Below are 15398 nucleotides of genomic sequence, written 5' to 3'. Positions count from 1 at the left end.
GAATGCCGACTGTCGGAAAACCGCTATTGTACCTTGTTGGCGCCCGCTTTTTGCATTGCGCAATGCGCCGGGGACGGACAGCGGCGGGAAATCCCGACGCGACCGCCGCCCGGTGGCGCATCCGGCGCCCGCCCTGCCCCCTCCCGCCCCTGCCTGCCGCTCAGAGCGACGTGGCCGAGCGGGCCGCCTGCTCGTATAGGCCGGTCAGCACCCGCAGCAGCCGCGCCAGTTCGCCAATCTCGACGTTTTCGTCGCTGCCCTCGGTGAAATTGCTGGTCAGGCACTGCTCGCGGATCTCGCGATACCGGGCGCAGGCCTCGGCGCCGGCCTCGGTCGTCGCGTAGGTCGCCTCCTTGCCCACCCGCTCGCCGGCCACCAGGCCCAGCCCCACCAGCTTCTTGAGCGAATACGTCACCAGGTGGGTGTCCTCCACGTTCAGCACGAAGCAGATGTCCGCCAGCCGCTTGGCCCGGCCGCGGTGGTTGACGTGGTGCAGCACCAGCACGTCCAGGAAGGTCAGGTCGCGCACGCCGGCGGCACCCATGCAGCGCACCACCCAGCGGCTGTAGGCGTTGTAGGCCGTGTTCAGGCCGAATTCGAACTCCGACAGCTCCGGGCTGCGCACCGAGACCAGGTGCGACGACGACACGATGTTGACGCCGGCGGCGCGGGCCAGCGGGCGCGTCTCCCCGGCGGCGGGCGCGTCGGCAAGGCGGTCGGGGGCGGGCTTGCGGGGCATGGGGCAGGTCTCCGGAACAATAGGGGCGGTGGCGATAGGTGAAAGCCCGGGGCGGCGCCGGGCAATTTTGGCTTGACAGTTTATCGGCGAATTATGAGCATGAACACATGAATTCGTGACTGGGCATGGCCCTTGCATCGGCTGCGGCGGCAGATCGTCGCCGCACCGAAAAGGCGCCAGCCCGTTGCCGTGACCGCAGTACCGCCCCGCAGCCCATGGCCACCGGGACGGCGGCAGTTCCAGGTAGTTCCAACCCGCGCAGCCGGGCAGCGCCCGTGCGCCACACCAGGAGAGATCGAGATGCGAGTCAAGGCAATGGCAGTCGCGGCGGCGGCACTGCTGCTGGGCGCCACGGCGGCACGGGCGGAGACCAAGTGGGACCTGCCCACCGGATACCCGGCCACCAACCTCCACACCGAAAACCTGCAGCAGATGGCCACCGACGTGGAGCGCGCCACCGGCGGCAAGCTCAAGATCGTGATCCACCCGAACGGATCCCTGCTCAAGGCCAACGAAATCAAGCGCGGCGTGCAGACCGGCCAGGTGCAGATGGGCGAAATCCTGATGTCGCTGCTGGCCAACGAGAACCCGGTCTTCGGCGTGGACGCCGTGCCGTTCCTGGCCACCAGCTACGCCGACGCTTACCGGCTCTGGCAGTCGTCGCGCGCCACCACCGACAAGGTGCTGGACCGCCAGGGCATGAAGCTGCTCTACGCCGTGGCCTGGCCGCCGCAGGGCATCTACGCGAACAAGCCGATCAACAGCGCCGCGGACATGAAGGGCCTGAAGTGGCGCGCCTACAACCCCGCCACGTCGAAGATCGCCGAACTGGTCAGCGCCCAGCCGGTGACGATCCAGGCGGCCGATCTGGCGCAGGCGCTGGCCACCGGCACGGTCAACTCGTTCATGTCGTCGGGCGCCACGGGCGTGGACACCAAGGTCTGGGAATCGGTCAAGTACTTCTACACGGTTGACGCCTGGCTGCCGAAGAACATGCTGGTGGTCAGCAAGAAGGCGTTCAACGCGCTCGACAAGCCCACGCAGGACGCCCTGCTCAAGGCCGTGGCCGACGCCGAGAAGCGCGGCTGGCAGGTATCGGAGCAGAAGACCAAGGAATACCTGGCCACGCTGTCCAAGAACGGCATGACCGTGGCGCCGCCGTCGGCCCAGCTCAAGACCGACATGCAGAAGGTGGGCGAGGTCATGGTCAACGACTGGGCGAAGAGCGCGGGCGACGACGGCAAGGCCATCCTCGACGCCTATCGCAAGTAGACCCTGAAAGCAGTCCCGGCCGGCCTGCCGACGGTGGGCCATGCCGGTTTGCACGCAGCATGGCCGGACGCCGGGGCCGCCGCCCCGGTCCGGCCCGCCCTTCGCCATTGCGCCTCACAGGTAGCCCGTACCCATGGAAGCCCCCATCCCCCGCAAGCGCTGGCTCGACCGGCTGCTTGACCTCTTTGCCGCGCTCGGCGCCATCTGCATCCTGGCCGTCTGCATCGTCATGATCGCCATGTCGATCTCGCGCGAGACGCTGATCGTGCTCAAGGGTGGCGACGACATTGTCGCGTGGCTGTGCGCCGCGTCCGCATTCCTGATCCTCGGCCAGACCTTCCAGCACGGCGGCATCGTGCGCGTGGAGATGCTGCTGGAGGCCGTCGGCCCGAAACGGCGCTGGGTGCTCGAAGTGCTGTCTCTGTCGATCTGCCTCGTGTTCGCCGCCTACGCCGCCTGGGCGCTGGGCGCGTTCGCCTGGCAGAGCTGGGAGATCAACGACGTGTCGCAGGGCCAGATCGTGATCCCGCTCTGGATTCCGCAGAGTTTTGCCGTGCTGGGCACGCTGGGCTTCCTGCTGGCGGTGGCCGACGAATGGCTGCGCGTGGTGCGCCGGCAGAAGCCGCGCTACCAGCTGGCGCAGGAAGCCAAGCTGGCCGCCGGCGACTTCGGGGAGACCGTCTGATGAGCACCGTACTTGTTGCCCTGATCCTGCTGCTCGTGATGATGGTCTTCCTGGCCATCGGCGCATGGATTCCGGTGGCCATCGCCGTGACCTCGTGGGTCGGGCTGGTGGTCTTCTCCGACCACGACGCGCTGGTCAACCTGGCCAACGCCTGGTGGTCGTCCAGCGCGTCGTACACGCTGGCGTCGCTGCCGCTGTTCGTCTGGATGGGCGAGATCCTGTTCCGCACCAAGCTGTCCGAGCAGATGTTCAACGGGCTGTCGCCGTGGCTGAACTGGCTGCCGGGCCGCCTGATGCACGTCAACATCCTGGGCTGCGGCATCTTCGGGTCGGTCTCGGGGTCGTCGGCGGCCACCTGCGCGACGATCGCCAAGTCGGCCCTGCCCGAGCTGACCCGGCGCGGCTACGACGAGCGCATCACGCTGGGGTCGCTGTCGTGCGCGGGCACGCTCGGCATCCTGATTCCGCCGTCGATCACGATGGTGGTCTACGCGGTATCCGCCGACGTGTCGATCATTCGGGTGTTCCTGGCCGGCTTTCTGCCCGGCCTGCTGCTGATGCTGCTGTTCTCGGGCTATATCGTCGTGTGGGCGCTGATGAACCCGTCGCGCACGCCCGCCGCCGAGACGTTTGGCTGGCGCGCGCGGCTGGCATCGATCCGCCAGCTGCTGCCCTGCATCGTCCTGATCGCGTTCATCACGTGGATCATGATGGCCGGCTACTCCACCGCCACGGAAGCGGCCGCCTACGGCGTGGTGGCGTCGCTGGGGCTGGCCTGGGCCGGCGGGTCGCTGACGCGCAAGGCGTTCTGGGAAAGCCTGATGTCGGCCACCCGGCTGACCGCGATGATCATGTTCGTGCTCGGCGCCACGTCGTTCCTGTCGGTGACGATGAGCTTCACTGGCATTCCGCGCGCGCTGGCCGAATGGGTGGCCGCGCTGCACCTGTCACCGTGGGCGCTGATCGCGGTGCTGACGGTCATCTACATCGTGCTGGGCACGGCGCTGGACGGCATCTCGATGATCGCGCTGACCACGGCCACGGTGCTGCCGATGGTGCAGGCCGCCGGCTTCGACCTGGTCTGGTTCGGCATCTTCATCGTGCTGCTGGTGGAGATTGCCGAGGTGACGCCGCCCGTGGGCTTCAACCTGTTCGTGCTGCAGAGCATGACCGGCAAGGACAGCAACTACATCGCGCGGGTGTCGCTGCCGTTCTTCATGATGATGGTGGTGGCCATCGCGATCATCACGGTCTGGCCCAGCGTGGTCACGTGGCTGCCGGACGTGGTGATGGCCAAGGAACTCAAGTAGCGCGTTGTCCCCTACACTGTCTGCTTCTGGCCGGCCCGCACCCACGGGCCGGCGCCCGCCTTCCGCATGACCGTGCCATGACCGCCGTGCCACCCGCCCCAGCCCCCCGCCGATCCCGCATCCGCCTGGATGCCGCTCGACACCGCCGAACCCGCCTCGCTCTACGACGTGGCCACGATCCGCCGGATCGAACAGGCCGGCCTGGCCGCCACGCCGCCCTTCACGCTGATGTCCCGCGCGGGTGCCGCGGCGGCGGATTGGGTCGGCCAGCACGTACCCGACGGGCGCATTCTGTTCCTGGCCGGCGCCGGCAACAACGGCGGCGACGCGCTGGTGGCCGCCACGCGGCTGCACCAGGCCGGGCGGCAGGTGGAGGCGTGGCTGCTGGCCGACGCAGACCGGCTGCCCGACGATGCCGCCCGCGCCTGGCGCGAGGCCCGCGCCGCCGGGGTGCCGGTGCTGGCGATGCCGCGCGACCCGGCCGCCGCCCTGCCGCCGTGGCCGGCCGGCTGCGCCGCCGTGGTCGACGGCCTGCTCGGTATCGGCCTGAACCGGCCGGCGGACGGGGAAATGGCCCGCTGGATCGCCCAGCTCAATGCGTCGCACCTGCCCGTGCTGGCGCTGGACATCCCGAGCGGGCTGTTTGCCGATACCGGCGCCGGCCAGCCCGCCGTGCGCGCGGTACGGACGCTGACCTTCCTGGCCGCCAAGCCCGGCCTGCTGACGCTGGACGGCCGCGACTGCGCCGGCATCGTCGACATCGCGCCGCTCGGCCTCGACTACCCGCCCGCCACGCCGCCCGTGGCGCTGGTCAACCAGCCCGGCGCGTTTGCCGATGCCCTGCCGCGCCGCGACCATGCCGCCAACAAAGGCCGCTATGGCAGCCTGGCGGTGATCGGCGGCAACCACAGCATGACCGGCGCGCCGCTGCTGGGCGCCCGCGCGGCGCTGCATCTGGGCGCGGGCCGTGTCCATGTCGGATTCCTGGCCCAGCCGGCGCCGCCTGTCGATCCGGTTCATCCGGAGCTGATGCTGCATGCCGTCGACCAACTGCCATGGGACGCCATGTCGGCCTTCGTGGCCGGACCCGGCATGGGCAGCGACGCCGCGGCCCGCCAGCAACTGGCGCAATTGATCGACCGGTGCGCCCGCGACACCCTGCCGCTGGTGCTCGATGCCGACGCACTGAACCTGCTGGCGGCAGACCCAGCGCTGGCGCGGCAACTGACCGACAGCGGGCTGGAGCCCGTCATGACGCCGCACCCGCTCGAAGCGGCGCGGCTGCTGGGCAGCGGCGTGGCCGACGTCCAGCGCGACCGGCTGGCCGCCGCCCGGGCGCTGGCAACGCGCTGGCATGCCACCGTCGTGCTCAAGGGATCGGGCACGGTCATCGCCACACCGGGCGGCGCGCCGGCCGCCATCAATCCCACCGGCAACGCCGGGCTGTCCACGGCCGGCACCGGCGACGTGCTGGCCGGCATGATCGGCGCGCTGCTGGCCCAGGGCATGGCCCGCGAGGCGGCCGCGCGCGCGGCGGTCTGGATCCACGGACGCGCGGCGGACCGCCTGGTCGCCAGCGGCACCGGCCCGGCGGGCATGACAGCGAGCGAACTCTACCTGCCGGCGCGGGACATCCTGAACGCGCTGCTGCGCGGCGCGGCCGCATGACGCGGGCCGCGACACTACCGCAAGGCACTGACGGTGGCACGGGTGGCGACCATTCCCGTCGCCAGTTGCTGACCGGCATCGCGCTGCTAGTGGTCGGCCAATGGATCCTGAGCCTGCTCGACGCCACGGGCAAGACGCTAACCCAGCAAGGACTGCCCGTGGTGGCCGTGGCCTGGGTGCGCTACCTTGGCCATGTGGTGGCGATCTTCCTGCTGATCGGGCCGGCACGATGGCAGCGGCTGTCGCGCCCGGCCGCGCCGCGCCTGCAGTGGCTGCGCGGCGCGCTGATGCTGGCGTCGACGCTGGTGTTCTTCAGCGTGCTGAAGCTGATGCCGCTGGCCACGGCCACGGCGCTGAACTTCTGCGCGCCGCTGATCGTCGTGGCGCTGTCGCCGTGGCTGCTTGGCGAACGGCCGGGCCTGCACGCGCGCTGGACCCGCTGGATCGGCGTGGGCATCGGCTTCGCAGGGATGCTCGTGGTGGTGCGGCCGGGCGGCGAGCTGGATGCGTTTGGCGTGGCGCTGGGGCTGCTGTCGGCGTTGCTGTTCGCGCTGCTGCAGATGCTCACGCGGCGCATCGCCGCGCATGACGCACCCATGACCACGCTGATCCAGAGCGGCGTGACCGGGGCCGCGCTGACGACGCTGCTGGTGCCGTTCTTCTGGTTCGAGGCGGTGCCGACGGCGCTGCAATGCGCGCTGCTGGTATCGGCCGGCCTGACCGGATCGCTCGGCCACTACTTCGTGATCCGCGCGTTCCAGTACGCCGACGCGTCATTCCTGAGCCCGTTCCTGTACCTGCAGATCTTCTCGGCTACCGTGGTCGGCTACTTCGCCTTCGGCCACCTGCCAGACTGGACTACCGCGCTGGGCATCGCCGTGATCTGCGCGGGCGGCGTGTGCGTGGCGGGCGGCGAGCCGCTGCTGCGCCGGATCGCCACACGGCTGGGACGCTGACGCGACCCGCCACGCACAAAGTGGCGGGCCGTGTCTATGCGGCAGGACGTCAGACAAGCGCCGATATGGCGCCGGCTGCGTGGCTGCTAACGTTGCGGATGTTCGCAAGCACGGTTACTTTTTGCTGCGACTTTCGGCTTTTGACGTCGTATCCCAGCGATATACTTGCGCAGGGCCTTGCCGGACGGCGCGGCCCCGCTCCCAGACTCCAGAACTTCGCATGCCCACTGAACTCCACGCCTGGACCGCTCTCCGCCAACACCACGATGCCATCCGCCACACGCCGATGCAGCAATGGTTTGCCGAAGCCGAGGCCGCGCGCCGTGTGGAGGACTTCTCGCTCGAAGCGGCGGGCCTGTACCTCGATTTCTCGAAGAACCGCATCACGTTCGAGACCTTCGCGCTGCTGATGAAGCTGGCCGAGGAAGCGGGCGTGACCCAGCGCCGCGACGCCATGTTCGCCGGCGAACATATCAATACGACCGAAGACCGCGCCGCGCTGCACGTGGCGCTGCGCGCCCTGCCCGATGCCCCGTTCAAGGTCGACGGCCAGTCGGTGATGCCCGGCATCCAGGACGTGCTGCACCGCATGCGCGACTTCGCCGGTCGCGTGCGCACCGGCGCCTGGACTGGCTTCAACGGCCAGACCATCACCGACATCGTCAACATCGGCATCGGCGGCTCGGACCTCGGCCCGCGCATGGTCTGCCGCGCGCTGGCTCACCTGGCGGACCCCAAGGGGCCGCGCATGCATTTCGTGTCGAACGTCGACGGCACCGAGCTGGCCGAAACGCTCGTGCGGCTGGACCCGGCCCGCACGCTGGTCATCGTCTGCTCGAAGACGTTCACGACACTGGAAACCATGGCCAACGCGTGCAGCATGCGCGAGTGGTTCCTGCAGAACGGCGTGGCCGAAGACCAGTTGGCCCGGCACTTCGTGGCGGTGTCCACGAACCGTGAGGCGGTGGTCAAGTTCGGCATCGACCCGGCCAACATGTTCGAATTCTGGGACTGGATCGGCGGGCGCTTCTCGCTCTGGTCGTCGGTCGGCCTGTCGATCGCGCTGGCCGTGGGCTTTGACGCGTTCGAAGACCTGCTGCTCGGCGGCCGGACCATGGACGACCACTTCCGCACGGCCCCGCTGGCGCGCAACATGCCGGTGGTGCTGGGCATGCTCGGCATCTGGTACCGCAACTTCTTCGGCATGCCGACGAGCTGCATGGCGCCCTATTCCACCTCGCTCGAACTGTTTCCGGCGTTCCTGCAGCAACTGGAGATGGAGAGCAACGGCAAGTCTGTGCAGATCAACGGCGATCCGGTGCGGTCCGACACCTCGCCCGTGGTCTGGGGCACGGCCGGCACCAACGGCCAGCACGCCTACTTCCAGATGATCCACCAGGGGTCGCAGATCGTGCCCGTCGATTTCGTGGCGCCGCTGGTGCCGCCGCGCAGCCTGCCCGGCCATCACGCCAAGCTGCTGGCCAACTGCTTTGCCCAGGCCGAGGCGCTGATGCGCGGCCGGACCGCCGAGGAACTGCGCGCCGCCGGCGTGACCGACGAGGCCCGCGTGCCGCACATGGTGTTCGACGGCAACCGGCCAAGCAACATGCTGCTGATGGAAGACCTGACGCCGCACGTGCTGGGCGCGCTGATCGCGCTCTACGAGCACCGCACGTTTGTGCAGGGCGTGGTCTGGAACATCAACTCGTTCGACCAGTGGGGCGTGGAGCTGGGCAAGATCCTGGCGCGGCCCATCGAACAGGAACTGACCGGCAAGGGCGAGGCCACGCACGATGCGTCGACGGCGGCCCTGATCGCCCGTGCCCGCGGCGTCCTCGGGCGCGGCTGAGCGCCCGCCCGAACAGGACGGCGGCCCCGGCGGCCGCCATGGCATTTCAGACTTCGGTACCCATCAATTCGTCGCTGGCCACGCGGCCGGCTTCGATCGTCAGGATGCGCCCGCAGCGCGCGGCCACGGAGCGGTCATGCGTGACCAGCACCAGCGTGGACCCGGCATCGCGGTTCAGCTCGAACATCAGCGCTATGACGGCCTCGCCGGTCGCGGTGTCCAGGCTGCCGGTCGGCTCGTCGGCAAACAGGATGTCGGGCCGCGCCACGAACGCGCGCGCCAGCGCCACGCGCTGCTGCTCGCCGCCGGACAGCGTCCGCGGGTAGTGCGTCAGCCGCTTGCCGAGGCCCACCCGCTCCAGCATCTCCGTGGCACGCTCGCGCACCTGCGACGTTTCGCCGCGCAACTCCAGCGGCAGCATGACGTTTTCGAGCGCCGTCAGGTGCCCGACCAGCTGGAACGACTGGAACACAAAGCCGACATGGCGCCCGCGCAGCGCGGCGCGCTGGTCTTCGTCGAGCTGGAACAGGTCCTGCCCATGGAGCCGCACGGTGCCGGTGCTGGGCAGGTCCAGGCCCGCCAGCAGGCCCAGCAGCGTCGATTTGCCGGAGCCGGACGCGCCAACGATGGCCACCGTTTCGCCGGCCGTGACGGAAAACGAGACGTCGTGCAGAATCGTGAGCGAACCTGTCGTGTCGGCGACGGTCTTTCCGAGTGACTCGACAGCAAGAATGGAAGAGGACATGCGCGAGAAGATTCCCAACGTTGGGCGCCGGCGGATGCTGGCAGCCTGTTGTGCGACAGCCGTCGCCCTGCTTTGTTCACCCGCCGCCATGGCGCAGGCCCCGTCGGCGCCCGCCGTGCTGGTGCTGGGGGACAGCCTGTCGGCCGAGTACGGCATCGCGCGTGGCACCGGCTGGGTCAGCCTGCTGCAGGAGCGGCTGCGCCGCGAGCGGTTCGATTATAGCGTCGTGAATGCCAGCATCAGCGGCGAGACCACGGTGGGCGGCAAGACCCGCCTGCCCGACCTGCTGAAGCGGCACAAGCCGGCCGTCGTCGTCGTCGAACTGGGCGCCAACGACGCGCTGCGCGGTTTCTCGCTGCCATCCACGGAAGCCAACCTGCGCGCCATCATCGGCGACGCCCAGAAGGCGGGCGCCAAGGTGGTGCTGGTCGGCATGCGCATCCCGCCCAACTACGGCGCCGACTACACCGAGCGCTTCTTCGGCCTGTTTCCGAAGCTGGCCAAGGAGTATCGGACCGAACTGGTGCCGTTCTTCCTCGACAAGGTCGTCACGCGGCCCGACTGGTTCCAGGAAGACCGCATTCATCCCACCTCGGCCGCCCAGTCGGCGCTGCTCGATACCGTGTGGCCAGCGCTCAAGCCGCTGCTCCGGACATCTGCCAAGACTGGCTGACCCGTCGGGCTCGTCCGGCTCGCCAGGCTCGTCCGGCAGCCAAAAGGAAAAAGCCCCTGCGGTGCGTCACCGGCAGGGGCTTCTTTTCGACGGGCGTCGTGCGCCGCGTCAGTTCGTGGCCGGGGCGCTGCCCGCCGCGTCTTCGGTCTTGGCCGGACGCAGCAGCTTCACCTTGGCCTGCGCCTTGAGCGCGTCGTAGTAGGCCGCCAGTTCGGTCTGGCCGGCAAGCTGGCTCAGTTGCTGGGCATCGGCATCGCGCTGGGCCGCATTGCTCTGGGTCGGCGTGCCAACCTTCGTGATCCGATACAGCGCGTAGCCATCGGCGCCCAGGTCCACGCCCACGACGGACGGCAGCTTGGCGGCGTCGGCGCGCATGATCGCGTCCACGGCCTTCGGCGACAGGCCGTCAGCCTTGGCCCGCGACACCGTCATCACCGGGCCGAAGCCGCTGGCGCTGTCGGCCTTGCGTAGTGCTTCAAGCCTGGCCTCGCCATCCTTGCGCGCCAGTTCGGCGGACTGCTGGGCGATGTAAGCCTGGCGCACCTGGGCTTCCACGTCCTCGAACTTGCGGGCGGCGGCCGGCCGGTATTCGGCGATGCGGGCCGACACCAGCGTGGTCGGATTGACCTGGATGGCTTCGGTATTGCGCTTGTTCTTGATCGCGTCATCGCTGAACAGGGCCTTGAGCACCTTCTCGTTGTTCAGCGGGCTGTCCTTGCCCAGCGCCGGGTTCGGGTTGCGCGTGACGTTGTCGGCAGTCTGGATCGTCAGCTTGAACTTGTCGGCGGCCGGCTTGAGGCTGTCGGCCTGCTCGTAGACCGTGTTGCCGAAGGCGTCGGCCAGTTCCGTGTACTTCTTGCTGGCCAGTTGCTTCTTCAGTTCGGCTTCGAGCTCCGGACGGACCTCATCGAGCGAACGCGTGGCCGACGGCTTGATGCCGGTCAGCTTGATGATGTGGTAACCGTAGTCGGTTTCGACCAGATCGCTGATCTGGCCGTCCTTGAGCGCGTACATCGCGTCCTCGAACGGCTTCACCAGCGCACCGCGGCCCATGAAGCCGAGGTCGCCACCCTTCTCGGCCGAACCCGGGTCCTGGGAATTCTTCTTCGCCACGTCGGCAAAGGTTTCCGGATGCTTGCGCACCTCGTCCAGCAGCTTCTGCGCCTTGTCCTTGGCGGCCTTGCGATCAGCCTCCTTGGCGTCCTTCGGGGCCGTGATCAGGATATGGCTGGCGCGGCGCTGCTCTTCGGTCCGGAAACGCTGGACGTTGCTGTCGTAGTAGGACTTCAGCTCTTCCGGCGTCACCGCCTGGCTGGCGGCCAGCGCGTCGCCCGAAAGCACGACGTACTCGACCTTGGCCTGCTCCGGCGTGGTGTAGGCCGACAGGTGGGCCTCGTAGTACGCCTTCAGCGCGGCGGCGTCAGGCGTGACCTTCGACGTGAAATCGGCCGGCTTGATGTTGAGCGCCTGGACGTCGCGCTGCTGGTCGCGGATGGCGATCAGGCGGTCGAGCAGCGACTTCGGCACGAACGCCGTGGTGCCCACCGCACTGCCAAGCTGCTGCGTCGCCAGTTCGAACCGCATGCGCGATTCAAGCTGCTCGGGCGTCAGCCCTTGCTGGGCCAGCAGCTGGACATAGCCCTTCTCGTCGAACTTGCCGTCCGCGCCATAGAGCTGCGCCACGGCGGGAATGGCCGCGATCGCCTCGCGCAGCTGGTCCTTCGTCACGGTCAGGTTCTTCTTGGCCGTGGCGTCGGCCACCACACGTTGCTGGATCAGTTGGTCCAGCACGGACTGGCGCGCCGCGGCGCCTTCGAACATGCGCGGATCATAGTTGTTGCCAAGCATCTGGCGCATGCGCTCGCTCTGGTCACGCACGACGTTGTCGACCTCCTGCACGGTGATGGTCCGGCCATCCACCTTGGCAAGATCGTGCGAGCTGTCCATGAAGCGCGAGTAACTCTCGACACCGAAGAACACGAACGACGGGAAGACAAGCACCAGCAGCAGCATAAGCATCAGGCGCCGGTTGTTGCGTACGAAATCAAGCATGCTGTTCGGGTTAAAGGGTTGGGCCTTGGGCCGACGGTCAAACTTCGCGATTCTATCAGGAGCGGCGCGCTGCACCGACGGAAAGTCCTGCAGGAAGCTTTTGAGAGGTCAAAGAAATGCGTTGGCGATGATGGCGCCAACAGAGAAGAAGGCTCGCTGCGCACTCATGCGACGGCCATAAAAAAACCCGCTTGCGCGGGCATTTTTATTTGGCGGAGTGGACGGGGCTCGCCTACATCCTGCAGGCCGCGGTCGCGCTTGCAAGCGCGACCCTTCTCGCCCCGCGCGGAAGCCGCGCAGGCGGCTTCCTCCACTCCGTAATCGGACGCCCGCTTCGCGGCCGAGTCACATTACCAAATAAAAAAACCCGCTTGCGCGGGCATTTTTATTTGGCGGAGTGGACGGGGCTCGAACCCGCGACCCCCGGCGTGACAGGCCGGTATTCTAACCAACTGAACTACCACTCCAGATCGGGCCCTTTTCGGCAACGCGCAACGGTCAAGTGTGGTGGGTGCTGAGGGGTTCGAACCCCCGACCTACGCCTTGTAAGGGCGCCGCTCTACCAGCTGAGCTAAGCACCCACTTGGACCGTGCAAGCCATTTGCCTGCAGGGAAATCCCGCTTCGCACGATTCGGCAGATGCTGCTGGTTGCCGCTGTTTGCGTTGCGAGGCCGCGATTGTAATACGAGACTTTTCGATTTGCCAAGCATTGATTGCAGGATGCCGCCACGCCACATCGCTGCGCCAATCGGCACCCAACGTGAGGCGCGCGGGCATAAAAAAACCGCGGGATACGATCCCGCGGTTCTTGTCCGAGCGTTGGCGCTCAGTGGTGGATGCGCTCCACCTGGGCCGCCGCCTTGTCTGCCACTTCGGCAGGCTTGGCTTCTTCCTCAGGCAGGGCCTCTGGCTTGCGTTCGAGTGCCAGCTCCAGCACCTTGTCGATCCAGCGCACCGGCACGATCTCGATGGCGTTCTTGACGTTGTCGGGGATGTCCGCCAGGTCCTTGACGTTCTCCTCCGGGATCAGCGCCAGCTTGATGCCGCCCCGATGGGCCGCCAGCAGCTTTTCCTTGAGACCGCCGATCGGCAGCACCTCGCCGCGCAGCGTGATCTCGCCCGTCATCGCCACGTCCGCACGCACCGGGATACCGGTCAGCACGGACACCAGCACCGTGGTCATCGCGATACCGGCGGACGGACCGTCCTTCGGCGTCGCGCCCTCGGGCACGTGGATGTGGATGTCGCGCTTCTCGAACATCTCGTCCGCGATACCCAGGCGACGCGCTCGCGACCGTACCACCGACCGCGCGGCCTCGACCGACTCCTTCATCACGTCGCCCAGCGAACCGGTACGCGAGATGTTGCCCTTGCCCGGCATGATCGCGGCTTCGATGGTCAGCAGGTCGCCGCCCACTTCCGTCCACGCCAGACCGGTCACCTGGCCCACCTGGTTTTCCTTGTTGGCCAGGCCGAAGTCGTACTTGCGCACGCCCAGGAACTTGTCGAGGTTCTCCGAATCGACCTTGACCGCACCCGACTCCTTCTTCAGCAGCAGGAGCTTGACCACCTTGCGCGCGATCTTCGACACCTCGCGTTCCAGCGACCGCACGCCAGCTTCACGCGTGTAGTAGCGGATGATGTCGCGGATGGCCGCTTCGGTGACGTCGATCTCGCCCTGCTTCAGACCGTTGTTGCGGATCTGCTTCGGCAGCAGATAGCGCGTGGCGATGTTCACCTTCTCGTCTTCGGTATAGCCCGAGAGGCGGATCACTTCCATGCGGTCCAGCAGCGGCGGCGGGATGTTCAGCGAGTTCGACGTCGCCACGAACATCACGTCCGACAGGTCGAAGTCCACTTCGATGTAGTGGTCCTGGAACGTGTGGTTCTGTTCCGGGTCCAGCACCTCGAGCAGCGCCGACGACGGGTCGCCACGGAAATCCATGCCCATCTTGTCGATCTCGTCGAGCAGGAAGAGCGGATTGCGCACGCCGACCTTCGACAGGCTCTGCAGGATCTTGCCCGGCATCGAGCCGATGTACGTCCGGCGGTGGCCGCGGATCTCGGCCTCGTCACGCACGCCACCCAGTGCCATGCGCACGAACTTGCGGTTCGTGGCGCGTGCCACGGACTGGCCGAGCGAGGTCTTGCCCACGCCGGGGGGCCCCACCAGGCACAGGATCGGCGCCTTGACCTTGTCCACGCGCTGTTGCACGGCAAGATACTCAAGGATGCGTTCCTTGACCTTCTCCAGGCCGTAATGGTCCTCGTCCAGCACGCGCTCGGCGTTGGCCAGGTCGTTGTTGACCTTGCTCTTCTTGCGCCACGGCAGGTTGACCAGCGTGTCGATATAGTTGCGCACGACCGTGGCTTCCGCCGACATCGGCGACATCAGCTTGAGCTTCTTGAACTCGGCGTCGGCCTTCTTCTTGGCCTCCTTGGGCATGCGCGCGGCCTTGATGCGCTTGTCCAGTTCCTCGAGGTCGGCACCTTCCTCGCCCTCGCCCAGTTCCTTCTGGATGGCCTTGACCTGCTCGTTCAGGTAGTACTCGCGCTGCGACTTCTCCATCTGGCGCTTGACGCGGCCACGGATACGCTTTTCCACCTGCAGGATGTCGATCTCGCCCTCGAGCTGCGACAGCAGGCTCTCCAGACGCTCGGTGACCTTCACCATCTCCAGGATCTTCTGCTTCTGCTCGAGCTTGATCGGCAGATGCGCGGCGATGGTGTCGGCCAGGCGGCCGGCCTCGTCGATGCCCGACAGCGACGTCAGGATCTCGGGCGGGATCTTCTTGTTGAGCTTCACGTACTGGTCGAACTGCGACACGATGGCGCGGCGCAGCGCCTCCGTCTCGGCCGACTCGTCGGGTGCCGGCGGCACCGGTACGGCTTCGCACATGAAGTGCGAATCGTCCTCGCTCACTTCGGTGATGTTTGCACGCTGCGTGCCCTCGACCAGCACCTTCACGGTACCGTCGGGCAGCTTCAGCATCTGCAGGATATTGGCGATGCAGCCGACCTCGTAGAGGTCTTCCGCGGTCGGTTCGTCTTTGGCGGCGGTCTTCTGTGCCACGAGCATGATGCTCTTACCCGACTCCATCGCAGTCTCGAGCGCCTTGATGGACTTCGGGCGACCCACGAACAGTGGGATCACCATGTGCGGAAACACCACCACGTCGCGCAGCGGCAACAGTGGGAGGCGAATCGGCTCAGCCGGGAGGAGTTGTGTTCCGGACATCATTTTCCCCAGTCAGTCATTTAAGGCGTAAATAGGGTCGCGGGAATCGATTGCAAGATACCCATCATCAATTCCCGGGCGCTCCTGATGTGACCCAAAGCGCACCCACGACCCACTCTGAAACAGCATACCCGCGTTTGCTCCCGTTCGTTTGTGGAATTGAAGAAAAAAAGCCGCTCGCTTTCCAGCGAACGGCAGCTTGAAAGTGTC

At 67.2% G+C, this 15398-nt stretch carries 11 protein-coding genes and 2 tRNA genes; 7 read left to right on the top strand and 6 right to left on the bottom strand.

Annotation, left to right across the window (positions count from 1 at the left end):
- Window positions 1-160 precede the first annotated feature (160 nt).
- Window positions 161-739: a winged helix DNA-binding protein gene (locus tag EPAKOI_RS07085; RefSeq protein WP_124684375.1), complete on the bottom strand. Its 579-nt coding sequence runs from the start codon at window positions 737-739 to the stop codon at window positions 161-163.
- Window positions 740-1039: 300 nt separating this feature from the next.
- On the opposite strand from EPAKOI_RS07085, the gene EPAKOI_RS07080 reads away from it, so the two are divergent.
- The 6 genes from EPAKOI_RS07080 to pgi all read left to right on the top strand — a co-directional run bounded on the left by EPAKOI_RS07080 (window position 1040) and on the right by pgi (window position 8479).
- A complete protein-coding gene (locus EPAKOI_RS07080) occupies window positions 1040-2011 on the top strand; it encodes a TRAP transporter substrate-binding protein (protein ID WP_423193364.1) in 972 nt (323 codons plus the stop codon).
- Window positions 2012-2144: 133 nt separating this feature from the next.
- Window positions 2145-2696, top strand: a complete 552-nt coding sequence (locus tag EPAKOI_RS07075) for a TRAP transporter small permease subunit (RefSeq protein ID WP_423193363.1) — start codon at window positions 2145-2147, stop codon at window positions 2694-2696.
- Window positions 2696-4006, top strand: a complete 1311-nt coding sequence (locus EPAKOI_RS07070) for a TRAP transporter large permease (protein ID WP_124684378.1) — start codon at window positions 2696-2698, stop codon at window positions 4004-4006. The genes EPAKOI_RS07075 and EPAKOI_RS07070 overlap by 1 nt, the downstream gene beginning before the upstream one ends.
- Window positions 4007-4135: 129 nt before the next feature.
- Window positions 4136-5674, top strand: coding sequence for an NAD(P)H-hydrate dehydratase (locus EPAKOI_RS07065; protein ID WP_423193362.1), 1539 nt, complete (start codon window positions 4136-4138; stop codon window positions 5672-5674).
- Entirely contained in the window at window positions 5671-6630 is a 960-nt protein-coding gene (locus tag EPAKOI_RS07060; protein WP_313837784.1) for a DMT family transporter, read from the top strand. Before EPAKOI_RS07065 ends, EPAKOI_RS07060 begins: the two co-directional genes overlap by 4 nt.
- 220 nt (window positions 6631-6850) lie before the next feature.
- Window positions 6851-8479, top strand: a complete 1629-nt coding sequence (gene pgi / locus EPAKOI_RS07055; protein ID WP_313837785.1) for a glucose-6-phosphate isomerase — start codon at window positions 6851-6853, stop codon at window positions 8477-8479.
- A gap of 46 nt (window positions 8480-8525) precedes the next feature.
- On the opposite strand, the gene EPAKOI_RS07050 is transcribed toward pgi, so the two are convergent.
- Window positions 8526-9224: an ABC transporter ATP-binding protein gene (locus EPAKOI_RS07050; protein ID WP_423193361.1), complete on the bottom strand. Its 699-nt coding sequence runs from the start codon at window positions 9222-9224 to the stop codon at window positions 8526-8528.
- A gap of 88 nt (window positions 9225-9312) precedes the next feature.
- Between EPAKOI_RS07050 and EPAKOI_RS07045 the strand changes: the two genes are divergently transcribed.
- A complete protein-coding gene (locus tag EPAKOI_RS07045) occupies window positions 9313-9897 on the top strand; it encodes an arylesterase (protein ID WP_313837786.1) in 585 nt (194 codons plus the stop codon).
- A gap of 108 nt (window positions 9898-10005) precedes the next feature.
- Here EPAKOI_RS07045 and EPAKOI_RS07040 read toward each other — a convergent pair whose 3' ends face one another.
- From EPAKOI_RS07040 to lon, 4 genes are all read right to left on the bottom strand, one after another.
- Window positions 10006-11949, bottom strand: coding sequence for a SurA N-terminal domain-containing protein (locus EPAKOI_RS07040; RefSeq protein ID WP_313837787.1), 1944 nt, complete (start codon window positions 11947-11949; stop codon window positions 10006-10008).
- A 390-nt stretch (window positions 11950-12339) separates the two neighbouring features.
- Window positions 12340-12416 (bottom strand) — tRNA-Asp (locus tag EPAKOI_RS07035).
- A gap of 38 nt (window positions 12417-12454) precedes the next feature.
- Window positions 12455-12530: transfer RNA gene (locus EPAKOI_RS07030), tRNA-Val, on the bottom strand.
- Between the two features lie 246 nt (window positions 12531-12776).
- The gene (lon, locus tag EPAKOI_RS07025; protein WP_124685116.1) at window positions 12777-15188 is read right to left on the bottom strand and encodes an endopeptidase La; all 2412 of its coding nucleotides are present in this window, start codon (window positions 15186-15188) and stop codon (window positions 12777-12779) included.
- Window positions 15189-15398: the final 210 nt, after the last annotated feature.

Source organism: Cupriavidus sp. H18C2 (genome assembly GCF_049393795.1).
GTDB lineage: Bacteria > Pseudomonadota > Gammaproteobacteria > Burkholderiales > Burkholderiaceae > Cupriavidus > Cupriavidus pauculus_C.
This window is presented reverse-complemented; position numbering and strand designations above follow the sequence as displayed.